Annotated in this window: 14 protein-coding genes, 1 tRNA gene and 1 pseudogene; 2 read left to right on the plus strand and 14 right to left on the minus strand. The window is 69.3% G+C overall.

The features are described from left to right. Positions 1-138 precede the first annotated feature (138 nt). From Aco03nite_RS52700 to Aco03nite_RS05950, 10 genes and pseudogenes are all read right to left on the minus strand, one after another. Positions 139-432 (minus strand): annotated as a pseudogene (locus tag Aco03nite_RS52700) (ArsR/SmtB family transcription factor); the annotation flags it as partial. 32 nt (positions 433-464) lie between these two features. Next, positions 465-761 carry a hypothetical protein gene (locus tag Aco03nite_RS05910; protein ID WP_203793735.1) on the minus strand — a complete coding sequence of 99 codons (297 nt, stop codon included), beginning with the start codon at positions 759-761 and terminating at the stop codon, positions 465-467. 1,733 nt (positions 762-2,494) lie between these two features. After that, positions 2,495-5,191 carry a DNA polymerase I gene (gene polA / locus Aco03nite_RS05915; protein WP_203793736.1) on the minus strand — a complete coding sequence of 899 codons (2,697 nt, stop codon included), beginning with the start codon at positions 5,189-5,191 and terminating at the stop codon, positions 2,495-2,497. Positions 5,192-5,302: 111 nt separating this feature from the next. Next, the gene (locus Aco03nite_RS05920; protein ID WP_203793737.1) at positions 5,303-6,013 is read right to left on the minus strand and encodes an ABC transporter ATP-binding protein; all 711 of its coding nucleotides are present in this window, start codon (positions 6,011-6,013) and stop codon (positions 5,303-5,305) included. Then, entirely contained in the window at positions 6,003-6,794 is a 792-nt protein-coding gene (locus Aco03nite_RS05925) for an ABC transporter ATP-binding protein (RefSeq protein ID WP_203793738.1), read from the minus strand. The genes Aco03nite_RS05920 and Aco03nite_RS05925 overlap by 11 nt, the downstream gene beginning before the upstream one ends. Next, the gene (locus Aco03nite_RS05930; protein WP_373872576.1) at positions 6,787-7,944 is read right to left on the minus strand and encodes a branched-chain amino acid ABC transporter permease; all 1,158 of its coding nucleotides are present in this window, start codon (positions 7,942-7,944) and stop codon (positions 6,787-6,789) included. Before Aco03nite_RS05930 ends, Aco03nite_RS05925 begins: the two co-directional genes overlap by 8 nt. Further along, positions 7,941-8,891: a branched-chain amino acid ABC transporter permease gene (locus Aco03nite_RS05935; protein WP_373872577.1), complete on the minus strand. Its 951-nt coding sequence runs from the start codon at positions 8,889-8,891 to the stop codon at positions 7,941-7,943. The genes Aco03nite_RS05930 and Aco03nite_RS05935 overlap by 4 nt, the downstream gene beginning before the upstream one ends. A 116-nt stretch (positions 8,892-9,007) precedes the next feature. Further along, complete coding sequence (locus tag Aco03nite_RS05940) at positions 9,008-10,180, minus strand: branched-chain amino acid ABC transporter substrate-binding protein (RefSeq protein ID WP_203793740.1); 1,173 nt, start codon at positions 10,178-10,180, stop codon at positions 9,008-9,010. A 209-nt stretch (positions 10,181-10,389) separates the two neighbouring features. Then, complete coding sequence (locus tag Aco03nite_RS05945) at positions 10,390-11,313, minus strand: hypothetical protein (protein ID WP_203793741.1); 924 nt, start codon at positions 11,311-11,313, stop codon at positions 10,390-10,392. Between the two features lie 466 nt (positions 11,314-11,779). After that, positions 11,780-12,394 carry an ANTAR domain-containing response regulator gene (locus Aco03nite_RS05950; RefSeq protein ID WP_203793742.1) on the minus strand — a complete coding sequence of 205 codons (615 nt, stop codon included), beginning with the start codon at positions 12,392-12,394 and terminating at the stop codon, positions 11,780-11,782. Positions 12,395-12,525: 131 nt separating this feature from the next. Here Aco03nite_RS05950 and Aco03nite_RS05955 point away from each other — a divergent pair. Both Aco03nite_RS05955 and Aco03nite_RS05960 read left to right on the plus strand, forming a co-directional pair. Continuing rightward, positions 12,526-12,602, plus strand: a tRNA-Leu gene (locus Aco03nite_RS05955). Positions 12,603-13,735: 1,133 nt separating this feature from the next. Next, positions 13,736-15,955, plus strand: coding sequence for a hypothetical protein (locus tag Aco03nite_RS05960; RefSeq protein WP_203793743.1), 2,220 nt, complete (start codon positions 13,736-13,738; stop codon positions 15,953-15,955). A gap of 313 nt (positions 15,956-16,268) precedes the next feature. Here Aco03nite_RS05960 and Aco03nite_RS05965 read toward each other — a convergent pair whose 3' ends face one another. The 4 genes from Aco03nite_RS05965 to gltB form a co-directional block, all read right to left on the minus strand. Beyond that, a complete protein-coding gene (locus Aco03nite_RS05965; RefSeq protein WP_203793875.1) occupies positions 16,269-17,138 on the minus strand; it encodes an acyl-CoA thioesterase in 870 nt (289 codons plus the stop codon). A 2-nt stretch (positions 17,139-17,140) separates the two neighbouring features. Then, on the minus strand, positions 17,141-18,577 hold the full coding sequence (gene pyk, locus Aco03nite_RS05970) for a pyruvate kinase (protein WP_203793744.1): 1,437 nt from the start codon (positions 18,575-18,577) through the stop codon (positions 17,141-17,143). 319 nt (positions 18,578-18,896) lie between these two features. Continuing rightward, positions 18,897-20,366, minus strand: coding sequence for a glutamate synthase subunit beta (locus Aco03nite_RS05975; protein WP_203793745.1), 1,470 nt, complete (start codon positions 20,364-20,366; stop codon positions 18,897-18,899). Next, on the minus strand, positions 20,359-24,930 hold the full coding sequence (gene gltB / locus Aco03nite_RS05980; protein ID WP_203793746.1) for a glutamate synthase large subunit: 4,572 nt from the start codon (positions 24,928-24,930) through the stop codon (positions 20,359-20,361). The genes Aco03nite_RS05975 and gltB overlap by 8 nt, the downstream gene beginning before the upstream one ends. Positions 24,931-25,043: the final 113 nt, after the last annotated feature.

The raw sequence follows: 25,043 nt of genomic DNA on the forward strand, positions 1-25,043 counted from the left end.
GGCCGGGGACTGGACCTGGACCGGGGACTGGGTCTGGACCGGGGACTGGACCTGGACCGGGGACTGGGTCTGGACCGGGGACTGGACCGAAGCCGGGTCCTGGACCGAAGCCGGAGCCGGGATCTGGCGGTCTCCGTCGAGGATGGCTGCGAGGCGGGTGAGTTCGGCGGGGATCGCCCGGTAGTAGACCCAGGTGCCGCGGCGAGCACCGTGAACCAGCCCGGCTTCCCTGAGGATCTTCAGGTGGTGCGAGATCGTCGGGCCGGTGAGCGGGAAGGCATCGCTGAGATCGCAGACACAGATCTCCCCCTCAGCCGCCGAGGCGATCATCGACAGCAGCCGAAGCCGAACCGGATCACCGAGGGCCTTGAACGCACCGGCCAGATTCCCGGCCCGCACCGAATCCAACGGCCCTTGCGTAAGCCCGGGCACGGCTTGCTCGACCGCCTCAGGACCAGCATCACTCACGCCCGCCCGAAAACCCTCACCGCCGCTTCCGGCAGCACCCCGCCGCCCAGCGATTCCCGGCCCGCCGCCAAGCCCGGCCCGTCCGGCAAGCCCGGCCCCTCCGGCAACACCCGGCCGCCCGGCAAGAGCAGGACCGGGCCGACCAACAAGCCCAGGACCGCCAGCAGAACCAGACCGCCCGACAGGTCCAGGACCGCCGGCAGGACCAGACCGACCAACAAGCCCAGGGCCACCGGCAGGACCGGACCGACCAACAAGCCCAGGACCACCGGCAGGACCAGACCGCCCCGCAAGTCCGGGAGTACTGGTCGGACCGAGTCTCCCAGCGGCGCCAAGGCCTCCGGCAACATTCGGTCGCCCGGTGACAGATGGCCCGCCACCAGCGTCTGGGCGCCCGGGAACGCCTGGTCCTCCAACGACATTCGGTCGCCCGGCAACACCTGGTCGCCCGGGAACTACCGGTCGTCCAGGAACCGCCAGTCGGTCCGGAGCCTGACCCGCACCAACGACGGCCGGTCTGGCAGAGACTTGTCCGCTACCAGCGACAGCCCGCCGCCCGGCGACTTGCCGGTCGACGATCTGCCGAGCACCGGCAGTGCCGGGACGTGCGGAGATCTGGCCGGAACCACCCACATCCCGCCGTGCGGAAGCCTGCCCAGGACTGGCAACTCCCTGCCGTGCGGAAGCCTGCCCCGCACCGGCAACTCCCTGCCGCGCGGAAGCCTGCCCCGCACCTGCGATACCGCGCCGCGCGGAAGCCTGCGCCGAATCGTCAAATCCCTGTCGCCCGGAGCCCTGGCCGGGGCCAGCTGCGGACTGCCGCAATGAGCCCTGACCCGTGCCGGCATCGACCGACCCGCCAGGAGTCCGTGGACCATCGGGAGCGATCGAGGAACCGGCAGTACCAGGACGTGTCCCCGGATAGCCAGCCGCCAAGGGACGGCCGGTGACCGGACCGCTCGAGGAAAGGCGGCCGGGGGCAGGATGGTCCGCCGCAACCAAAAGCTCGCCGGCGGCAGGCAACCCGGAGACAAGGACGCCGTCGGCAGAGGTGTGCAAAGCAGGAACCGGAACGCCGCCGGTGGAGACATGCCCGACGGGAACCGAGACAGCACCGGCAGAGGCATGCGCTTCAGGAACCACGACAGCACCGGCAGAGGCATGCGCTTCAGGAACGGCGACACCACCAGCGGGAACCGGGACACCGTCGGTAGAGGCACCCGTTTCGGGAACCGCGACACCACCGGCGGGACCCAGGACACCGTCGGCGGAGGCATGCGCTTCGGGAAGCGGGGCACCGTCGGCGGAGGCATGTGGTTCGGGAAGCGGGAGGCCGTCGGTGGTGGGAAGGCCTGCGCGGGCTGGAGCGGTGGTGGATGGGGCGTAAAGGTTGCTTCCGGGAACTGGGGTGGGGGCTCCACTCGCTGTCACGGGTGTGGTTTCGCTTGGGGTGTTTACGACACCGGGCGTGACGGGATCGGTGGTGGGTCCGGGCTCGGTCGCCGAGTGCTGATCGGTGGCGGGCTCCGGACGAACCTCAATCGACGTCGATTGAATCAGCATCGGCCCAGGGTGTCAGATCAGGGTAAACATTGGCGACGCTGCCACCCGGACGGGTATCCGACAATCCGGCGTCATCACCCGGGAGGAGCATTCGCACGCACTTTCCGGTCGGACAGCGCTCACCCTGAGTGACATATCTCGGTTACTCGGACGGTTCGGCGTAACTCACCCTGAGTATTGCCCGATCGCTGGTCACTCCATTGTGCACAAACACGCGCACCCCTCGGAAACTAACGAACCGCCCCGCCGACGGCTGGAAACCGGCGACGGGGCGGGCAGAAAGGCGACCAGCGGACGAGACAGGTCCGCGGCCAGGACCGAGGCAACAACCAGGACCGAGGCAACGACCAGGACCGGATCAGCGGCCAAGACCGAGACAACGACCAGGACCGGATCAACGGCCAAGATCGGCCAGTGACCGGGACGGGTCAGCGGCCGAACAGAGGTCAGCGGCAGGAACGGGTCAGTGGTCGGCGCCGTTCCAGTCCCGGCCGGAACCGATGGAGACCTCCAGCGGGACCGACAGTGGGTAGGCGGCGCCCATCTCCCGGCGGACCAGCTCCTCCAACTGTGGCTGCTCCCCCTCGGCGACCTCGAAGACGAGCTCGTCGTGGACCTGCAGGAGCATCCGGGATTTCAGGCCCGCGTCCTTCAGCGCCTCGTCCACGCGCAGCATCGCGATCTTGATGATGTCGGCGGCGGAGCCCTGGATCGGAGCGTTCAGAGCCATCCGCTCGGCCATCTCACGGCGCTGGCGGTTGTCGCTGCTCAGGTCGGGCAGGTAGCGGCGGCGGCCCAGGATGGTGGCCGTGTAGCCGTCCTTGCCGGCCCGCTGGACCACTGCCTGCAGGTAGTCGCGGACACCACCGAAGCCTTCGAAGTACCCGTCCATCAGGGTGCGGGCCTCCTCGGTGGAGATGCTCAGCTGATTGGAGAGGCCGAAGGCACTCAACCCGTACGCCAAGCCGTAGTTCATGGCTTTGATCTTGCGGCGCTGGTCGGGGGTGACCTCGGTCAGGCCGACGCGGAAGACCGACGAGGCGGTGGCGGCGTGGAAGTCGGCGCCGGAGTTGAAGGCGGCGATCAGGGCGTCGTCACCGGACAGGTGCGCCATGATCCGCATCTCGATCTGGCTGTAGTCGGCCGTCAGCAGCGTGTGGTAGCCGGAGCCGACGACGAACGCGCGGCGGATGCGCCGGCCCTCCTCGGTGCGGATCGGGATGTTCTGCAGGTTGGGGTCGGTGGACGACAGCCGGCCGGTGGCGGCCACCGTCTGGTTGAACGTGGTGTGGATGCGGGTGTCGTCGGAGACCGACTTGAGCAGGCCGTCGACAGTCGACTTGAGCTTGGCGACGTCACGGTGGCGCAGCAGGTGCGACAGCAGCGGGTCGCCGGTCTTGGCGAACAGGTCGGTCAGCGCGTCGGCGTCGGTCGTGTAGCCGGACTTGATCTTCTTGGTCTTCGGCAGGTCCCGCTCGACGAAGAGGATCTCCTGCAGCTGCTTGGGCGAGCCCAGGTTGAACTCGCGGCCGACGACCTCGTGCGCGGCCACCTGGGCGGCGCGCACCTCGGTGGCGAAGTGCGACTCCAGCTCCTCCAGGTAGTCGATGTCGGCGGCGATGCCCCGCTGCTCCATCTCGGCCAGCACGATCGACAGTGGCTGCTCGACGTCGGCGAGGATCCGCTCCGACTCGCCGCCGTCGCGGGACAGCTCGGCGGTGATCACCTCGGCGAGGTCCAGAGTGGCCCGGGCGCGCAGCATGACGCCCTGCTCGGCGGCGTGGTCGTCGCCGTCGCCGTCGAAACTGAGGGCGAGCTGGCCGTTGTCCGGCTCCTCCACCTTCAGCTCGCGCTTGAGGTAACGCAGCGCCAGGTCGTCCAGCTGGTAGGCGCGCTGATCGGGTTTCGCCAGGTAGGCGGCGAGGGCGGTGTCGGTGGTGACCCCGGCGAGCCGCCAGCCGTGGGCGTGGAAGGCGAGCAGCGCCGGCTTGGCGTCGTGGACGACCTTGGGCCGGGACGGCTCGGCCAGCCAGGCGGCGACGGCGCGCTCGTCGTCCTCGTCCAGCGTCTCCGGGTCGAACCAGGCGGCCGGGCCGCCGGCGGTGGCGACGGCGACCCCGGTGAGCCGGCCGGTGCCACGGCCGAAGACGCCGGTGACGGCCACGCCGACCGGGTCGGTGCCGGCGTGCTCCCGCAGCCAGGCGGCGACCGCGCCGGTGCGCAGCACCTGGCCGTCGATGTCGAAGCCGGACTCGGCCTCCGGGACGACGGAGTCGAGGTACGAATACAACCGCTCGCGCAGCACCCGGAACTCGAGGGCGTCGAAGAGCTGGTGCACGGCCTCGCGGTCCCAGCCCTCCCAGCGGGTCTCCTCCGGGCGCACCGGCAGCTCCAGGTCGCGGACCAGAGCGTTCAGCTCGTAGTTGCGCAGCACCGAGGCCAGGTGGGCCCGCAGATTCTCCCCCGCCTTGCCCTTGATCTTGTCGGCGCCGGCCACGATCCCGTCGATGCCGCCGAACTCGATGATCCACTTGGCCGCGGTCTTCGGACCGACGCCGGGGACACCGATCAGGTTGTCGCTGGTCTCGCCGACGAGGGCGGCCTTGTCCCGGTAGAGATGCGGCGGGACGAGCTGTTTCTCCTCGACCAGGGCCGGGGTCATCCGCCACACCTCGGACACACCACGGCTGGGGTAGAGGACGGTGACGTGCTCCTCGACCAGCTGCAGGGCGTCGCGGTCGCCGGAGGAGATCAGCACCTCCATGCCCGCGTCACGGCCCTGGGTGGCCAGGGTGGCCAGCACGTCGTCGGCCTCGAAGCCGGGTTTCTCCACCACGGTGATGCGGAGCGCGGCGAGGATCTCCTTGATCAGGCTGACCTGGCCGTGGAACTCCTTGGGGGTCTCGGCGCGACCGGCTTTGTACTCCGGGTACTTCTCGGTGCGGAACGAGACCCGGGAGACGTCGAACGAGACGACGATGTGCGAGGGCTTCTCGTCGCGCAGCATGTTGATCAGCATCGAGGTGAAGCCGAACACCGCGTTGGTGTGCTGGCCGGTGGCCGTGCTGAAGTTCTCCTTGGGCAGCGCGTGGAACGCGCGATAGGCCAGGGAGTGGCCGTCGAGCAGCAGCAGGCGGGGGGTCTGGGCTTCATCGCTCACGCCCCAGGACTCTAGTCGCCCCCTCCGACAAGTTTCCGGACACACCACGGGGCGGCCACCTGCGAAAGGTGGACCGCCCCGTGATTACTGAAGGCCAGGGATCACTACCGGTCAGGCGACGCCGAGGTACGCGTCCTTCACCGACGGGTCGTTGAGCAGCTCCTGTCCGGTGCCGCTCTTCACGATCGAACCCGTCTCCAGCACGTACGCCCGGTGGGCCCGGCTCAGGGCCTGCTGCGCGTTCTGCTCGACCACCAGCACGGTCGTACCCTGACTGTTGATCTCCGTGATGATCTCGAAGATCTGCTGGATCAGCATCGGCGCGAGACCCATCGAGGGCTCGTCGAGCAGGAGCAGTTTCGGCCGCGTCATCAGCGCCCGGCCGACCGCGAGCATCTGTTGCTCGCCGCCGGACAGGGTGCCACCGGCCTGCTTGCGCCGCTCCAGCAGCCGCGGGAACAGGGCGAAGCAGCGCTCCAGGTCCTCGGCGATGCCGGCCTTGTCCCGGCGGGTGTAGGCGCCGATCTCCAGGTTCTCCATCACCGACATGCCGGGGAAGACCCCGCGGCCCTCGGGCGACTGGCCGACACCGAGGATGACCCGCTTGTCGGCCCGCAGCTTGGTGATGTCCTGGCCGTCGAAGACGATGGAGCCCTTCGCGACCGGGCGCAGGCCGGAGATGGCCCGCATGGTGGTGGTCTTGCCGGCCCCGTTGGCGCCGATCAGGGCCACGATCTCACCCTGCTCGACCTCGAGCGAGATGCCGTGCAGCGCCTCGATCCGGCCGTACTCCAGGGTGAGGTCCTTGATCTCAAGCAGCATCGGTCGGCACCCCCAGGTAGGCCGCGATCACCTTCGGGTTGTCCCGGACCTCGGCCGGCAGGCCGTCCGCGATCTTCTGCCCGAACTCCAGCACGGTGATCCGGTCGGTCACGCCCATGACCAGGCGCATGTCGTGCTCGATCAGCAACACCGTGACACCGGTGTCGCGGACCTTGCGGATCAGGTCGAGCAGCTCCAGCTTCTCGGCCGGGTTGAAGCCGGCGGCCGGCTCGTCCAGGCAGAGCAGCTTCGGCTTGGTGGCCAGCGCGCGGGCGATCTCCAGACGGCGCTGCTCACCGTAGGACAGGTTGCGGGCCAGCTCGCCGGCCCGGCCGGTGATGCCGACGAACTTCAGGAGGTCGTGCGCCAGGTCGCGACCGTGACGCTCCTCCTTCCAGAACCGCGGCAGCCGGAACATCGCGGACAGGACGCCGGTCTTGTTGTGGGCGTCCGCGCCCACCATGACGTTCTCCAGCGCGGTCATCTCCGGGAACAGCCGGATGTTCTGGAACGTCCGGGCGATGCCCATCTGGGTGATCTTGTGACGGCGCTGGCCGCTGATCTTGGTCCCGTCGAACGTGATCGAGCCCTCGGTCAGCTGGTAGACCCCGGTGATCGCGTTGAACAGCGTGGTCTTGCCCGCGCCGTTCGGCCCGATCAGGCCCAGGATCTCGCCCCGGCGGATGGTGAAGTCGACGTTGTTCAGGGCGGTGACGCCACCGAACCGCAGCGTCGCCTTGTCGACCCGCAGCAGCAGGTCCTCAGAAGTCGGCTCACTCACTGGCGACTGCCTCCTTCCGGCGGTCCTCGAACTCCGCGGCACGCCGTTTGCTGGCGATGATGCCCTGCGGCCGGAAGATCATCATCACGATCAGGACCAGGCCGAAGACCGCGATCCGGTACTCCGCGGGGTCGAACTCCAGACCCAGCGAGCTACCGACACCGCGCAGCCACTCCGGCAGGTACCAGGTGATCGCAGCACCCACGATGGCACCACCGATGTTGCCGGCGCCACCGAGCACGACCGCGGCGAGCACCAGGATCGAGTTCTCCAGCAGGAAGCTGTCCGAGTTGATGAAGCCCCGGTTGCCCGCGAACAGGGCGCCGGACAGACCGCCGACGGCGGCGCCGATCGCGAACGCGGCCAGTTTGTACAGGAACGTCGGGACACCCATGATCTGGGCGGCGTCCTCGTCCTCGCGGATCGCGACCCAGGCCCGGCCGACCCGGCTGCGCGCCAGGTTCCGCACCCCGAACACGACCAGGATGATGATGGTCAGCGCCAGCCAGTAGTACGGGCGGGCGTCGGTCACCCCGAAGATCGCGTCGCCGTTGACCTCGCCCGGCGGGTGCGGGATCGACGGGATACCCCGCTGACCCTGCAGGATGCCCTCGTTGCGAGCCGCGTAGAGGCGGATCATCTCGGCGAAACCGAGCGTCACGATGGCCAGGTAGTCACCGCGCAGGCGCAGTGTCGGACCACCCAGGATCACGCCGCCGATCAGCGTCACGATGACCGCCACCGGCACCGCGGCCAGCCACGGCCAGGTCACGTCGAGGCGGCTCTCCGGCGACGTCAGCAACGCCACCGTGTAGGCGCCGATCGCGAAGAAGCCGTAGTACCCCAGGTCGAGCAGACCCGCGAAACCCACGACCACATTCAGACCCACGGCCAGCAGTACGAACACCGCGGTGTCGAACAGAACCTGGGCCATCTCCGTACGAGCCGTGTAGAACGGAAGGTAGAAGTCGCCCATCGGGATGCCGAGGTACAGGTAGAACTCTTTGAACGGCAGCAGGTAGAGGAAGATGACCAGCGCGATCATCCCGGCCCAGCGGAACTGCTTGGGCATGTTCTCCCAGCGCGACTTCAGCACCGAGCCGTTGCCATTGCCGTTGCTGCCGGCCTTGGCCGTCTTGTCGACACTCATGCGCGGGCCCTCCCCAGCGACTCGCCGAGCAGACCGGTCGGGCGGAACATCAGCAGGATCACCAGCAGTACGAAGCCGGTGAAGTCCTTCCACTCGCCGCCGAACAGACCGGACGCGTAGTTCTCCACGACACCCAGCAGCAGGCCACCCAGCAGCGCGCCCCGCAGGTTGCCGATACCGCCGAGAACGGCCGCCGAGAACGCCTTGAGCCCGATCAGGAAGCCCACGTTGAACTTGGTGAAGCCGTAACGGACGTTCCAGAGCAGCGCCGCGACACCCGCCATCGCGCCGCCCAGGACGAAGACCAGCAGGATGATGCGGTTCTTGTTGATACCCATCAGAGCCGCGGTGTCCGGGTCCTGGGCCACCGCGCGGATGCCCTTGCCCATCCGGCTGCGGTTCACGAACTGGTCCAGGGCCGCCATCATCAGCAGCGCCACCAGCAGCACCAGGATCTGGGTGTTGGTCACCTTGAACGGGCCGATCGCGAAGGCGACGGCCGGCTCGATGATCCGCGGCGGGCCGAACGGCGCCCGCTTGGTGAAGATGCCGATCATCTCGGCCAGGAACAGCGAGGCGCCGATCGCCGTGATCAGGAAGGCCAGCGGCGGGGCGTTGCGCCGGCGCAGTGGCCGGTAGGCCACCACCTCGACGGTCACCGCGGTCACCGCGGAGGCGGCCGCACCGGCCACCAGGCCGATCACGATCAGCATCACCATCTGACCGACGCTGTCGATCTTGGTGTTCTGGTCGATCCCCATCCAGCCCCACACCCACATGGTGGTGAAGGTGCCGATCATGAAGACCTCGGAGTGCGCGAAGTTGATGAGCCGCAGCACGCCGTATACCAGGGTGTAGCCGAGGGCGACAAGGGCATAGATGGCGCCCTGTTCCAACCCTGTCATTGTTAAATCAGGAAAATTCCTGATAAGTCCGTCGAAGTCCAAAGTGCGCGCTCCCGCATCGCGGAGGGGTGTCAGACAAACGGATGCGGCCGGGAGTCACGCTCCCGGCCGCATCGAAGCGGCCGCTCGGACGAGCCGCTCTCAAGCCATGAGCCGGATCAGGACTTCGGGATCTCCTGGTCCGGGACAACCTTGCCGGCCTGGACCTTGAACGCCCAGACCAGAACCTGCGCGGGGTCGAGCTCGCCGGTGGCCTCGAACTTGTAGGTCACACCGGTGGCGGCGCCGGCCGCGTTGTAGCCCGAGATGAAGGTGTTCAGCTTGTCGCGGGTGGTGTTGCCCGCCTTGATGCCCTCGAGCGCGATGTTGGTGATGTCGAACGAGACGTCCGCGTACGTACCCGGCTCGGCGTTGTCGAAGGCCGCCTTGTAGTCGGTGACGAACGTGCCCTTGGCCTCGGTGGCCGGAGCACACGGGCAGGTCAGGATCGTGCCCTCGGCGACCGCCTGGCCGGCGACCGTGACGAAGTTCGCGTCGTTGACGCCGTCACCGGCGACCATCGTGCCCTTCCAGCCGGCACCCTTCAGCTGCTTGAGCAGCAGGCCCGCCTCGGTGTAGTAGCCACCGAAGAACAGGGAGGTCGCGCCGCTGTTCGCGATCTTGGTCGAGATGGCCGAGAAGTCGGTCTGCTTGACCTGGACCTTGTCGCTCTGCACGACCTTGGCGCCGAGGACCTTCTTGACCTCGTCGGCGAGACCGGCGCCGTACGCGGACTGGTCGTCCACGACGTACACCTTCTCGGCCTTGAGCACCTGGTCGATGTAACGACCGGCGGCCGGGCCCTGCGACTCGTCGTTGCCGACGCCGCGGTGGAAGGTCTTCCAGCCCTTGGTCGAGAGGCTCGGGCGGGTCGCCGACGGAGTGATCGTCGGCACACCCTCGGCCTCGAAGATCGGGTCCGCGACCTCGGACTCACCGGAGAACGCCGGGCCGATGATCGCGATCACCTTGGCGTCGCCGACGGCCTGCTGCGCCAGGGCCGGGGCCTTGGCCGGGTCGCCCTGCGAGTCGAGCGGGAGCAGCTCGACCTTGCAGTCCGCGTTGGCGGTGTTGTACTGGTCGATCGCCAGCTTGGTGCCGTTGCGCATGTGGATACCGAGACCGGCCGCGTCGCCCGTCAGGGCGCCGAAGAAGCCGATCTTCAGGCCACAGGCCGCGCTGTCGCCGCCGGACGACTCACTCGGGCTGTCCGCCTTGCACGCGGCAGTGCCACCCAACATGAACGCGGCAACGGCAGCCGCGCCCACCGCCCGAAAAAGCTTCTGCCTCAAGGCACGAATCCCTTCATCAATGGCATCCGATCCCCACGCCGAGGGGTGTCCTCGACGAAAAGTCACGGAGCCGGCACACAGCCGGTCTTGCGGCGGGACGTTATCCCACGGTCAGTAGCCACGAGTAGCAAATTGGCTGCGCATTGACCGAACCGTTACCCGATCACAAGATCGTGTTGCCGCCATATGTCACGGATCAGCCGAACGCGCTACTTGAACCGCCCGAACGGGCTGTCAGACGTGTAAACGCGGGCACCTTCGCCGGCGTCCCAGAACAGTGTCAGTCGATCTCCCGAACCCGCCGGAGTGGCGGCGGTCACCGCTGAGCGTGACAGTCCCGGCGGCAGCGCCGCCTCGGCCCACGACACGCCCGAGTCGGCGGACACCCACAACCGGTAGCGGTCGTCCGAACCGGTCAGCGCCGTCACCCGGCCGGACACCACCGCCCCCGACACCGTTCCGCCTGCCACTCCGTACCGCGCTCCGCCGTCCTCCTCGCTGTCCAGCGCTCCGCCGTCTTTCCCGGGGTCTTCCGCCGCGCCGGCCTTTCTCCCGGTGGCGATGGCCGGGCCGGCCACCCAGCGGCCGTCCACCTGTCGCCACGCCCGGAAGCCCGCCGATACACCCAGGAGGACCGGGCCGGCCCAGGACAACTCCCCCGGACCGGGCATATCCACCGGCCGAGTGACCCAGCCCACCGTCTCGTCCCAGGACCACACCGCCGGACTGCGCGCTCCGGCCCGGGTCGCGGCGCCCACCACCAGCCAGCCGTCGCCGGAGGCCACCGCGTCCGACGCCCACGACGACACCCCCGCCGCGGGGCGCAGGACGAACCGGTCACCGTCCGGCGACGACCACACCGACGCGCCCGACACCCGGTTGCCGACGATCAAAAACTTCCCGCTTGCCGTACGGACACGCCCGGCGTTCACGGCATCCGGGCCACCGAACAACTCGAACGGCGCGGACACCTCACGCACCGGACCGCCCAGCGGGCCCACCCACGAACTCACCCGCGGATTGCCGTGCACCCCGCCCGACTTGGCGCCCAGCAGAACCACACGCCCACCGGCACACGCCACCGACGACAGCACACTCTGCTCGCCGTAGAACGACACCGGCTCCAACACCACCGGCCGCCACGACATGGCATCCGCCGACGACCACAACGCCGGCCGCGTCCGCCCCGACGCCTCCCGCACCCCACCGGCGACAAACCACAGACCATCACAAGCCACAAGATCCCGAGCCATCGCCGTACGCCCACCGACGGCCCCCGTGGCTCCCCCGCCCACTGGGCCCACTGTGGTTCCCGCCGGTGCCGACATGGTTCTTGCGGAGGCCGGCGTGGTTCCGGCGGGTGCCGACGTGGTTTTTGCGGGTGCCGACGTGGTTTTTGCGGGTGCCGGCATCGTTTCCGCGGTGGCTCCCCCGCCCGCCGGGGCGTCCACCGGCAGGGTCGACTCGTGCCAGGTCGGGGTCATCGACGGCGAAGGCGGCGTCGCCGGACAACCGGCCAGCAGGCCGACCGTCAGCAACGCCGCCAGACGTCTCATCCCGGAAGCACGGCCTCCGGGGATCGCTGCGCCGCGAACCTCGTCACTTCGGCGGCTCGGCCTCCGCCTCCTGCTCGGCGAGGATCCGGTCGGCGACCTCACGCATGGTCATCCGGTGATCCATAGCGGTCCGCTGGATCCACTTGAACGCCTGCGGCTCGGTCATCGAATACTTCGTCATCAGCTCGCCCTTGGCGCGCTCCACCGACTTCCGCGTCTCCAGACGCTCGGTCAGCCCGGCCACCTCGGACTCCAGCACCGAGATCTCCGAATACCTCGACAGGGCGATCTCGATCGCCGGCACCAGATCGGACTTCTGGAACGGCTTCACCAGGTAGGCCATCGCACCCGCCGCACGGGCCCGCTCCACCAGATCACGCTGGCTGAAAGCGGTCAGGATCACCACCGGCGCGATGCGCCCACCGGCGATCCGCTCGGCCGCCGCCAGACCGTCCATGATCGGCATCTTGATGTCGAGGATCACCAGGTCCGGCTTCAGGTCCTCGGCGAGGCGCACGGCCGTCTCACCGTCCCCCGCCTCCCCGACCACGTCGTAGCCCTCCTCGACGAGCATCTCGGCGAGGTCCAGGCGGATGAGGGCCTCGTCCTCGGCGATGAGCACCCGCTTGCGCTCGGCACCAGCCTGCGTGTCGGCCACGGAAACCCCTACCCCCAGAACGTCGATGTCGCGACACCCGGGTATCTGGGTGTCGCCGACCTAAGCCTAGTGGGTAGGCTGTCCCTTGCTCGGGTTGGCGTGGCCTAACTTGCGTCCGCCCGGGACGGCTCGTCCTCGTAGACCAACCGGCAGAGTCGATGCTCTCAAACAGCATTCAGTGTGGGTTCGAATCCCACCGAGGACACCAAGGATAGATCCGTTCGAATGGATGGCGCACGGAATGCGCCACGACTTCCGCACACCGGCTTTCGTGACTTCGTTTTCCGGCCTCCCGGGCTCTTGATTCCACATCCCGGGCCTGCCGGTTTTGGCGTGGAGCATCCGGTGGGGGTCCGTAGAGCATCCGGTGGAATCTCCGTGGGGGATCCGGTGGGGGATCCGCCATCGGTCATGTCCCTGCCCGGTCGATTCGGTATCGCGGGCCGGGAATTCGCTCGGCATCCCCGGGCATGCTCCGCTAGCACTCCTGCTAGCTGGTCGGATCTGATCATCGCGGTGCCCCTCGGGCCCACTCGGCGCGTCATGGAGATCGTCCGCGACCGGGCCGGGGATTTCGCTCGCTGACTGTTTCACTCCGACGGTTGTCGAATCTTCACCCCTGCGGCTATCGAATCCTCCTCTCAGCGGCTCGCGGATCTTCCGCCCTGCCGCTCGCGGATCTTCCTCTCTCTGCGACTCTCGAATCTTTCTCTCCGCGGCTCGCGGATCTTCCTCTCCACGGCTCGCGGATCTTCACTCCGATGGCTGCCGTGACGGGAATCGCATGAATCGTTTCTCGAACCGGGCCGCCGTCCTCATGGGGGCCGACCGGGTGCCGCTCTCTCGGCGCGGTCCATCTCCGGCGGACGGCTCTCGCCCGAGGGCGGTGACGGCCGGCCGGCGCTTCGACGGACGCCTCACGACCTTGGCGGTGCCTAGCCGACGCTCCGGCGGATGCCTCACGGCCGAGGCAGTGACTGACCGGCGCTCCGGCCGACACCTCACGGCCGAGGCAGTGACTGACCGGCGCTCCGGCCGACACCTCACGGCCGAGGCAGTGACTGACCGGCGCTCTGGCGGACGCCTCTCGGTCGAGACGGTGGCGGCTGGCCGGGGCTCGGGCTGAGCTGTTCGGTGATGGCTCTGGGCGGGGATTTTCGGGGGTGGATCGTGAGGATGGTTACCCGTACCGGCGGATGGGCCTGATCTTGATCTTGGCACTGAATCTCGCCGAACTGCGGGCTGTGGTCGGTGGCGGGTGCTGTCATGACAAGGACAGCTTCAGCAGGAGGCCCCATGTTGTCGTCCGGTTCGTCGCCTTTGACCGTCAAACGCGGGGGCATGTGGGTCGTCCTCATGGTCGCGGGCGCGACGTGGCTGGTGACCGGCTGGGCGGTCCTGCAGATGGAACCGGTGACCGTGGTCTCGGCGGTCGGACCGGTGGTGCTGTTCGGCGCGTTCTGCGAAGTGCTCCGGGCGCTCGCCGGAACCCGGACGTGGTGGCTGAACGCCGGGCTCGCGGCGATGTTCGCGGCCACCGGTGTGATGCTGCTGACCGGCGGCGACTCGTCGTTCACCGAACCGGCATCGCTGGCCGGCTGGTACCTGCTGGTCCGCGGCGCCGTCGACGTCGCCGTCGGGATCATGACACGCGGCTCGGACCGGGTGTGGAGCCTGCTGGTGACGGTCGGGGTGCTGGAGACCGGGCTGGGATACTTCGCCGCCGGGCCGTTCGTGCGATCCGCGGAACTCGTGGCGGTCGTGCTCGGCGGGCTCGGTGTGCTGCGCGGAGTCGCCGACCTGGTGACGGCGCTACGGTTGCGGGAGGTCGCCGGGCTGCGCCGGGACGTGCTGGAGCTGCCACCCGAGCGGGCGGCAGGGGTCACCGGGTATGCGGCGGGACTCGCCGACACCGAGAAGTACGCGGCGGGACTCGCCGGCGCCGAGAAGGCCGCGACGGGACTCTCCGGCGCCGAGAAGGCTATGGACCGCTTCGGCGGTGGCGGGCCGCATCCGGTGCCCGGGCATCCTTCGCTGTCCCAGTTGGCCGACGCCGACCCGTACAACCTGGCCCGACTCGCGGACCCGGGCGACGCGCACCCGGCCCGCCACCTGGATCCGGTGGGCGCGTCCGCTGCCCTTCACACGGATTCGGCCGGCACGTCCGCCGGATGGCACATGGACCCGATCGGGCCGTCCACCGCCCGGCACGCCGAGCGGGCCGGCATGCCCCGGATGGTCACGCCGGGCGCGGCACCACACACGGGTCCGGCAGGCGCAACCGCCACGGCACACAACCGTCCGGCAGGCGCAACCGCTACAGCACACATGGTTCCGGCAGGCGCGGCCGCGACACGCCACATGGATCCGGCGGGCGCGGCCGCGGCACACCACATGGATCCGGCAGGCTCGGCCGCGGCACACCACATGGATCCGGCGGGCGCGTCCGTGCCACATCACATGGATCCGGCGGGCGCGGCTGTGATGGGCCATAGGGATTCGGTGGGCGGCTTCGGCGCGTCGCAACCTGGTGCTTTCCCCGCGCCTCAGCCGGGGCCGATGGGTGCCTCTGACGCACCTCAGCCGGGGTCGACGGGTGCCGCTTCCTTCACCTCGCAGCCGGATTCAGTGAGTGCCTCGCGGGGCCGGCACGTCGAGGCCTCCGGGCAGGATGTTTCACCGGCACGTCATGCGGGGCCGGACGACGGTTCCCGGGCACTGCATGGGGAGACGGGTGACGCCATTCAAGTGCGGCACACAAATTCTGGGGACGCCGGCCGGTCGCGGCATGCGGGTGCGGGTGACGCTGTCCAGGCGCGACACGTCGGTCAGAAAGAAGCGGTCCAGACGCGACACGCGGGTTCGGGTGAGGCTGCTCAGATGCAGCATCCGGGTTCGGGTGAGGTGGTTTCGGCTCGGCATCTGAGTGCGGATGGTTCGGGGAATGCCGGGCGGCTTACCGGGGCGGATCTGGACAGTGTCACCCGGGCCCGGCTGTTGGATGCGGAGCATGCTTCGCGGCTGCGGCACGGCGGGCCGGACGGTGCTTCGCGGGCTCGGCAGATTCTGGAGGCCGAGGCGGTGACCCGGGAACGGCTGGCCGAGATGGAGATCTCGGCCCGGGCTCGTTCGGCTCGAGCCGGGAACGCGCCACCGGCCCGGCATCGGGCGCCGTCGGCGGTTCCATCACCCGCGTCGGTTCTGGCACCCGCACCGGTCATGGCGACCGGGCCGTTCATGGAAGCCGGACCAGCTACGGCATCCACGGCGGGCATGACAACCGGGCCTACTACGGCACCCACAACGGGCATGACAACCGGGCCCACTACGGCACCCACAACGGGCATGACAACCGGGCCCGCTACGGCGCCCTCGCACGCCATGGCAGCCGGACCGGCTATGGCATCCGCGCCGGGTATGGCTCCGGGGCCGGGCATGGCGGACGCGTTTCAGGAACGGCGGATGGGATCCACCACGGAGTTGGCCGCCCGGTTGGCGCAGGCGGGAATGGGTGCGCAGGAGGCTTCGGGCAGCACGACGGGTGAGGTGAGCCAACGTTGATCAGTTTGTCCCCCGGCCCCGCCGGTGGTGGATCTTCTGTCGGCCGGTCGCCAGGCTGTGATCCACACCGGCGGGGCCTCCATAACACCTGGTGACCGGGGGTGCGGGCCTTAGCGACACACCCGGTGACCTCGGCTACGGATCCCAGCGACACACCTGGTGACCTGAGCATGGGGAGAGTGCCGACGCAGGAAGACAGCCGGGCCGGCAAGCGGACCGGCACCGGAAAAGGCGGGGCCGCCGCACCTGGAAAGGCGAGGGTCAGCCGCACCCCGGAAAGGCGGAGGTCAGCCGCACCCCGGAAAGGCGGGGGTCAGCCGCCGATGCGGCGGAGCAGGCCCTCCTGGACGGCGCTGGCGATGTGGCGGCCGTCCCGGGTGAACATGCGGCCGTTGGCCAGGCCGCGGGCTCCGCTGGCGGACGGGCTGGCGGAGTCGTACAGGAACCACTCGTCGGCTCGGAACGGGCGGTGGAACCACAGGGCGTGGTCCAGGCTGGCGCCGATCACCCCGCCGGGGCCCCACACCTCGCCGTGGGTGGAGAGGACGGCGTCCAGCAGGCTCATGTCGCTGGCGTACGTCAAGGCGCACGCGTGGATCAGCGGATCGTCCGGCAGGCGGCCGTCGAAGCGCATCCAGACCCGCTGGTTGGGTTCGATCTCGCGGTCGCCGGGCGGCACCCAGCCGGGGACGCCCACATAGCGGATGTCCACCGAGCGTGGCGAGGACTGGAACATCGCCATCCGCTCCGGATACTTCTCCGCCCAGTCCAGGATGGTGGGCACGTCCTCCGGAGCGGGCACGTCCTCGGGGGCCGGGGTGTGGTGGTCCAGGCCTTCCTCGGGGAGCTGGAACGACGCCGACATGAAGAAGATCGTCTTGCCGTGCTGACTGGCCGTCGAGCGGCGTACCGAGAAACTGCGGCCGTCCCGGATCGTCTCCACGTGGAAGGTGATCGGCACGGTCGGGTCGCCGGCCCGGACGAAATAGCCGTGCAGGCTGTGCACGTGCCGACTCGCATCGACGGTGCGGCCCGCGGCGACCAGCGCCTGCCCGGCGACCTGGCCGCCGAACACGCGCTGGGCCCCGGTCTGCGGGCTCTCGCCCTGGAAGGTGGCCGCGTCGACCTGCTTCAGATCGAGGAGATCGAGAAGCTGGTCGACGGCGGCCTGTCCCTGGAGCAACGTCACGCCTTGGCCGGGTCGACCAGCGAACCGATCTGGTGGACGCGGAGGGTGTTGGTGGAGCCGGGCGCGTTCGGCGGGGAGCCGGCCACGACGACCACGTAGTCGCCGGGCTTGGCCAGGCCCATGCTCAGCATCTTGGCGTCGACCTGCCGGAACATGTCGTCGGTGTGCTCGACGAAGTCGGTCAGGAAGGTCTCCACACCCCAGCTCAGGGCGAGGGTGTTGCGGACCTCGGCGACCGGGGTGAACGCGTACAGCGGGAGGTCGCAGTGCAGGCGGGAGAGCCGCTTGACGGTGTCGCCGGTCTGCGAGAAGGCGACCAGGGCCTTGGCGCCGATGTTCCGGGCGATCTGCGACGCGGCGACGGTGAGCGCGCCACCGTGGGTGCGCGGGTCGTGCTGCAGGCGCGGGACGCCCATGCCACCGGCCTCGGTGGTGGTGACGATCTTCGCCATGGTGCTGACGGTGAGGACCGGGTACTTACCGACCGAGGTCTCGCCGGAGAGCATCACGGCGTCGGCACCGTCGAGGACGGCGTTGGCGACGTCGGAGGCCTCGGCGCGGGTCGGGCGCGAGTTCTCGATCATCGAGTCGAGCATCTGGGTGGCGACGATGACCGGCTTGGCGTTCTCCCGGCAGAGCTGCACGGCGCGCTTCTGGACCAGCGGGACCTGGTCGAGGGGCAGCTCGACGCCGAGGTCACCGCGGGCGACCATGACACCGTCGAAGGCCAGCACGATGGCTTCGAGGACGTCGACCGCCTCGGGCTTCTCGACCTTGGCGATGACCGGGACCCGGCGGCCCTCCTCGTCCATGATCTTGTGGACGAGGTCGATGTCCTCGGGGGCGCGGACGAACGACAGCGCGATCAGGTCGACGCCGAGGGAGAGGGCGAAGCGGAGGTCCGACTCGTCCTTCTCACTGAGGGCGGGGACGCTGACCGCGACGTTCGGCAGGGAGACGCCCTTGTTGTTGCTGACCGGGCCGCCCTCGGTGACGAGGCAGTGGATGTCCTCACCCTCGACCTCGGTCACCTCGATCGCGACCTTGCCGTCGTCGATGAGGAGCCGGTCGCCGACCTTGACCTCGTGCGGGAGCTTCTTGTAGGTGCAGGAGACGCGCTCCTTGGTGCCGAGGATCTCCTCGCTGGTGATGACGACGCGGTCGCCGGTCTCCCAGCGGTGCGGGCCGTCGGCGAACTTGCCGAGGCGGATCTTCGGACCCTGAAGGTCGCCGAGGATGGCGACCGGGCGGTCGGCCTGGGCGGCGGCCGCGCGGACCAGCTCGTACATCTCCCGGTGGTTTTCCTGGGTGTCGTGGCTGAAGTTCATCCGGGCCACGTTCATGCCCGCTTCCACCAAACCGAGCATGCGCTCCGGTGACTTGGTGGCGGGGCCCATCGTGCAGACGATCTTTGCGCGGCGTGTCACGGCCATCAGGCTAGTCCTTCTTTCGGGGCGGCCTGGCGGCCGACCCCGGTCTTCGGCATGAAATGCGGGTGTCGACGGCGAGTTCGACCCGCCAGTCGGTCGCGGGTGTGCTGCGTCGTCCGCGGGCTCCAGCGACCGCTGGACCAGCCTAGCGTTCGCGTTCCGGCGCTCGACGGCAGATGCCCCAACCGGCTCTGGGCAGCGAAAAGTCCCCCGAACCGGGGTTCCGCGGTGACCACCACCACAGCCACATTCGACGAAATCGATGGAAAACAATGCGAAATGCGCCCCCGGAATTACCGGGAGCGCATTTCGGAGAATGGTGTCAGACGGACAGCGGCTGCGAATCCGCGCGGACCGGCGCCGGCAGTTCTCCGGCGGCGCCGAGATAACTGTGGATGGCGGAAGCGGCGGCCCGGCCCTCGGCGATCGCCCAGACGATCAGGGACGCTCCCTTGTGCATGTCGCCTGCCACGAATACGCCTTCGGCGTCGGTCTGCCAGTTCAGTCCGGCGTCCAGCACGTTGCGGCGGTTGCGGGTCAGCCCGAACTGGCCGAGCAGCGGCTGGTCCTCGGTGCCCTCGAAACCGATGGCGAGCAGGACCAGGTCGGCGGGCAGCTCGCGTTCGGTGCCGGGGGTGACGACGACGGTGCGGACACCGTCGACACGCTGCACGGACACCTCGGCGAGACGGATCGCGACCAGGTTGCCGTCGTCGTCGCCGACGAACTCCTGGACGGCCACACCGAAGACGCGGTCGCCGCCCTCCTCGTGCGCGGCGTAGTTGCGCAGGATCAGCGGCCAGGTGGGCCACGGATCCTTGACGCCGGTGCGCAGGTCGGGGGGCAGTGGGTACTGGTCGAGCTGGGTGATCGACGCGGCGCCCTGGCGGTGGGCGACACCGAGGCAGTCGGCGCCGGTGTCACCGCCGCCGATGATGATGACGTGCTTGCCGCGCGCGTCGATCGGGGTGGTGTCCTGCAGTCCGGCGACGATCCGGTTGGCCGGGACCAGGTGCTCCATGGCCAGGTGGACGCCGTTGAGGTGACGGCCGGGGGTGTCGGTGACGTCCCGGCCGGCGAGGGCTCCGGCGGCGAGCAGGACCGCTTCGTACCTGTCACGAAGGTCTTCGGCGGTGATGTCGGTGCCGACGTCGACGCCGGTCTGGAACTCAACCCCTTCGGCGGTCATCTGGGCCAGGCGGGCGTCGATGACGTGCTTCTCGATCTTGAAATCGGGAATGCCGTAACGGAGCAGGCCGCCGATGCGGTCGTCGCGCTCGTAGACGGTGACGGCGTGACCGGCCCGGGCGAGCTGCTGCGCGGCGGCGAGCCCGGCGGGGCCGGAGCCGATCACAGCTACCGACTTGCCGGACGCGACGGGCGCGGGCTGCGGGACCAGGCCGGCGCCGAACGCGAAGGTGGCGATCTCCACCTCGACCTGCTTGATGGTGACCGGGTCGTCGGCGATGCCGAGGACGCAGGCCGCCTCACAGGGCGCCGGGCAGAGCCGGCCGGTGAACTCGGGGAAGTTGTTGGTGGCGTGCAGCGAGTCGGACGCGGCCGCCCATCCCCCGGTACGCACCAGGTCGTTCCAGTCCGGGATCCGGTTGCCGAGCGGGCAGCCGTCGTGACAGAACGGGATGCCGCAGTCCATGCAGCGGGTGGCCTGGTCGCGGATCAGGTCCTCACCCGCGGGCGGGTAGACCTCCTTGTAGTCCAGGATGCGCACCGGCACCGGGCGGCGCTTCGGCAGCTGCCGCTCGTAACGGAGGAAACCGTTAGGGTCAGGCACTGGTAACCCCCATGACCGCTTCGTCGACGTTGCGACCGGCGGCTTCGGCGGTCTTGATCAGTTCCATCACGCGCTTGTAGTCGCGCGGGACCACGGCGGTGAACCGCTCGACGGCGGTCGGCCAGTCCTTGAGCAGGCGCCCGGCGACGTCCGAGTCGGTCTCCGCGTGGTGTTTCTCGACGAGCGAGCGCAGCAGGTCGCGCTCGTCGTCGGTGAGCGGGCCGAGGTCGACCAGCTCCGGGTTGACCAGGGCCTGGTCGAGGTCGAGCAGGAACGCCTTGCCGCCGCTCATGCCGGCCGCGAAGTTGCGCCCGGTACGGCCGAGCACGACGACGGTGCCACCGGTCATGTACTCGCAGCCGTGGTCGCCGACACCCTCGACGACGGCGGCGGCGCCCGAGTTGCGGACCGCGAACCGTTCGCCGACCTTGCCGCGGAGGAAGATCTCGCCGCCGGTGGCCCCATAGATGATCGTGTTGCCGGCGATGGTGTTGTCCTCCGCGGTGAACGGCGCGTCCTCGGCGGGGCGCACGATCACCCGGCCGCCGGACAGGCCCTTGGCGACGTAGTCGTTGCTGTCGCCGATCAGCCGCAGGGTGACGCCGCGCGGCAGGAAGGCGCCGAACGACTGGCCGCCGGTGCCGCGCAGGGTGAACGAGATGGTGTCGTCGGGCAGGCCGTTGCCGCCGTACCGGCGGGACACCTCGCCACCGAGCATGGCGCCGACGCTGCGCTGGTCGTTGGTGGCGACCAGCTCGGCGCGGACCGGCTCACCGTTGGTGAGGGCCGGCTGGGCCAGCTCGATCAGCTCGTTGTCCAGGGCCTTTTCCAGACCGTGGTCCTGGGCGACGATGCCGCGGCGGGCGGCGCCCTCCGGCAGCTCCGGCACGTAGAGGACCGGGGCCAGGTCGAGGCCCTTGGCCTTCCAGTGGTCGACGGCCTGGGTCACGTTGAGCACCTCGGCGTGGCCGATGGCCTCGTCGATGCTGCGGAAGCCCAGTTCGGCGAGGATCTCCCGGGTCTCCTCGGCGAGGAACATGAAGAAGTTCTCGACGAACTCGGGCTTGCCGGTGTAGCGCTCGCGCAGCACCGGGTTCTGGGTGGCGATGCCGACCGGACAGGTGTCCAGGTGGCAGACCCGCATCATGATGCAGCCGGAGACGATCAGCGGCGCGGTCGCGAAACCGAACTCCTCGGCGCCCAGCAGGGCGGCGATGACCACGTCACGACCGGTCTTGAGCTGGCCGTCGACCTGCACGGTGACCCGGTCACGGAGCCGGTTGAGCAGCAGCGTCTGCTGTGCCTCGGCCAGGCCCAGCTCCCACGGGGTGCCGGCGTGCTTGAGCGAGTTCAGCGGGGACGCGCCGGTGCCGCCGTCGTGACCGGAGATCAGGATGACGTCGGCCTTGAGCTTGGCCACACCGGCGGCGACGGTGCCGACGCCGATCTCGCTGACCAGCTTGACGTGCACCCGGGACCGCGGGTTGACCATCTTGAGGTCGTGGACCAGCTGGGCCAGGTCCTCGATGGAGTAGATGTCGTGGTGCGGCGGCGGCGAGATGAGGCCGACGCCCGGGGTGGCGTGCCGGGTCTTGGCGATCCACGGCCACACCTTGTTGCCGGGCAGCTGGCCGCCCTCGCCGGGCTTCGCGCCCTGCGCCATCTTGATCTGCAGGTCGTCCGCGTTGACCAGGTACTCGCTGGTGACACCGAAACGGCCGGAGGCGATCTGCTTGATCGCGGAGCGGCGCTCGGGGTCGTACAGCCGCTCGACGTCCTCGCCGCCCTCGCCGGTGTTCGACTTGGCGCCGAGCCGGTTCATCGCGATGGCCAGGGTCTCGTGCGACTCGGCGGAGATCGAGCCGTAGCTCATCGCGCCGGTGGAGAACCGCTTGACGATCTCCGACGCGGGCTCGACCTCGTCGATGCTGATCGGGGTGCGGTCGGACGCGAACTTGAACAGGCCGCGCAGGTGACCGGCCTCGGCGGACAGTTCGTCGACCTTGCTGGTGTACCGGCGGAACACGTCGTACTGCTTGCTGCGGGTGGCGTGCTGCAGCAGGAAGACGGTCTCCGGGTTGAACAGGTGCAGTTCACCCTCGCGGCGCCACTGGTACTCGCCGCCGACCTCGAGGCGGCGGTGGGTGCGCTCGGCCCGGTTCGACGGGTACGCCTTGCCGTGCCGGGCCTTGATCTCGGCGTGGATGCCGTCCAGGCCGACGCCGCCGATCCGCCCGGAGGTGCCGGCGAAGTAGCGCTGGAGCAGCTTGTTGTCCAGGCCGACGGCTTCGAAGACCTGCGCGCCGCAGTACGACGAGACGGTCGAGATGCCCATCTTGGACATGATCTTCAGGACGCCCTTGCCGAGCGCCTTGACGTAGTTGCGGACCGCCTTGCGGGGTTCCACACCGACCAGGGCGCCAGTGGCGATCAGGTCATCGACGCTCTCGAAGGCCAGGTACGGGTTGATCGCGGCCGCGCCGAACCCGATCAGGGTGGCGGCGTGGTGGACCTCGCGGCAGTCGCCGGACTCGACGACCAGCGCCACCTGGGTGCGGGTCTGCTCGCGGACCAGGTGCTGGTGCACGGCCGCGGTGAGCAGCAGCGACGGGATCGGCGCCAGGTCGGCGTTGGAGTCCCGGTCGGAGAGCACCAGGATGCGCACGCCGTCCTCGATGGCCTCGGACACGTGCCGGCAGATCTGGGTGAGCCGGGCCTTGATGCCGGCCGCGCCGTCGCGCAGCGGGTAGAGCCCGGAGACCCGGACGGCCTTGAAGCCGGGCAGGTCGCCGTCCTCGTCGATCGAGAGGATCTTGGCGAGCTCGTCGTTGTCGATCACCGGGTACGGCAGGGTGATCTGCCGGCAGCTGGCCGGCCCGGGCTTGAGCAGGTTGCCCTCCGGGCCGATCGTCGAGGAGAGGCTGGTGACCAGCTCCTCCCGGATCGCGTCCAGCGGCGGGTTGGTGACCTGCGCGAACAGCTGGTGGAAGTAGTCGAACATCAGCCGCGGCCGGGTGGACAGCGGTGAGATCGGGGTGTCGGTGCCCATCGAGCCGAGCGGCTCCGCGCCGAGCCGCGCCATCGGCGCGATCAGGATCTTCAGCTCCTCCTCGGAGTAGCCGAAGACCTGCTGGCGGCGGGTGACCGAGTCGTGGGTGTAGACCACGTGCTCACGGGCCGGCAGGTCGCCGAGCTCGATCAGGCCGGCGTGCAGCCAGTCCGCGTACGGCTCGGCGGCGGCCAGGTCGGCCTTGATCTCGTCGTCGTGGGCGATCCGCCCGGCGATCGTGTCGACCAGGAACATCTTGCCGGGCTGCAGGCGGCCCTTGGCGACCACGTCGGCCGGGTCGACGTCGATGATGCCGGCTTCGGAACCGAGCGCGACCAGGCCGTCCTTGGTGTGCCACCAGCGGCCGGGGCGCAGGCCGTTGCGGTCCAGCACGGCGCCGATGATGCTGCCGTCGGTGAACGCCACGGCGGCCGGGCCGTCCCACGGCTCCATCATGCTGGCGTGGAACTTGTAGAAGGCGCGGCGGGCCGGATCCATCTCCGGGTCGTTCTCCCACGCCTCCGGGATCATCATCAGCACCGCGTGCGGGAGACTGCGGCCCGCCAGGTGCAGCAGCTCCAGGACCTCGTCGAACCCGGCCGAGTCGGAGGCTTCCGGCGAGTTGATCGGGAACAGGCGCTTGATGTTGCCCGGGATGTTCGGCGAGGACAGCATCGCCTCCCGGGCGGCCATCCAGTTCTTGTTGCCCCGGATGGTGTTGATCTCACCGTTGTGGGCGATCAGCCGGTACGGGTGGGCCAGCGGCCACGACGGGAAGGTGTTCGTCGAGAACCGGGAGTGCACCAGGGCGATCGCCGAGGAGACCCGCTCGTCGGTCAGGTCCGGGAAGAACGCCGGGAGCTGCTCGGGGGTGAGCATGCCCTTGTAGGTGATCGTCCGGGACGACAGCGACGGGAAGTAGGCGGCGATGCCGCGCTGTGAGGTCTCGCGCTCGGCCTGCTTGCGGATGCAGAACGCGGCCCGGTCGAGCTCGATGCCGGACAGCCGCTCGTCGGCCGGGCCGGCCGCGGAGGCGCTGAGCCGGTCGGCGGCCAGGAACACCTGGCGGATCGCGGGGCGGGCGTCCTCGGCGGTGGCGCCCAGGTCGGCCGGGTCGACCGGCACGTCACGCCAGCCGAGCACCTCGCCGCCCTCGACGAGCACGTACTTCTCGAAGATCTTGATGGCACGGGCCGCGTCGTCGGGGTCCGTGGGCAGGAACACCAGGCCGGTCGCGTACGAACCGGCGGGCGGCAGCTCGAAGCCGGCCACGGCACGGTAGTACTCGTCCGGAACCTGGATCATGATGCCGGCGCCGTCACCGGTGTTCTGCTCGGCGCCGCGCGCGCCCCGGTGGTCGAGGCGGATCAGTGCGGTAAGACCCTTGGCCACCACATCGTGGGAGCGACGGCCGTGAATGTCAGCGACAAATGCGACACCACAGGCGTCTCGCTCCGTCTGAGGGTCGTAAAGCCCCTGGGGGTGCGGATATGCCACCGGGCCTCCTGTCGTCACTGGTGTTTCATTCTGAGGTCGGGACGACGTCGGCCCTGCAAAGTCTCTCGAGTCTACGGTAAGAGCCGCTGATCTCCGCCAGATACGGATTGATCACACCTCTTACGGATGCG

The sequence above is a fragment of the Actinoplanes couchii genome, from assembly GCF_016862075.1.
GTDB lineage: Bacteria > Actinomycetota > Actinomycetes > Mycobacteriales > Micromonosporaceae > Actinoplanes > Actinoplanes couchii.

Coding starts and splice junctions, on each gene's coding strand:
- Aco03nite_RS05920 (WP_203793737.1), bottom strand. CDS start 6,013: ATGCTGCTTGAGATCAAGGACCTCACCCTGGAGTACGGCCGGATCGAG.
- Aco03nite_RS05930 (WP_373872576.1), bottom strand. CDS start 7,944: ATGAGTGTCGACAAGACGGCCAAGGCCGGCAGCAACGGCAATGGCAAC.
- Aco03nite_RS05960 (WP_203793743.1), top strand. CDS start 13,736: ATGTGGGTCGTCCTCATGGTCGCGGGCGCGACGTGGCTGGTGACCGGC.
- pyk (WP_203793744.1), bottom strand. CDS start 18,577: ATGGCCGTGACACGCCGCGCAAAGATCGTCTGCACGATGGGCCCCGCC.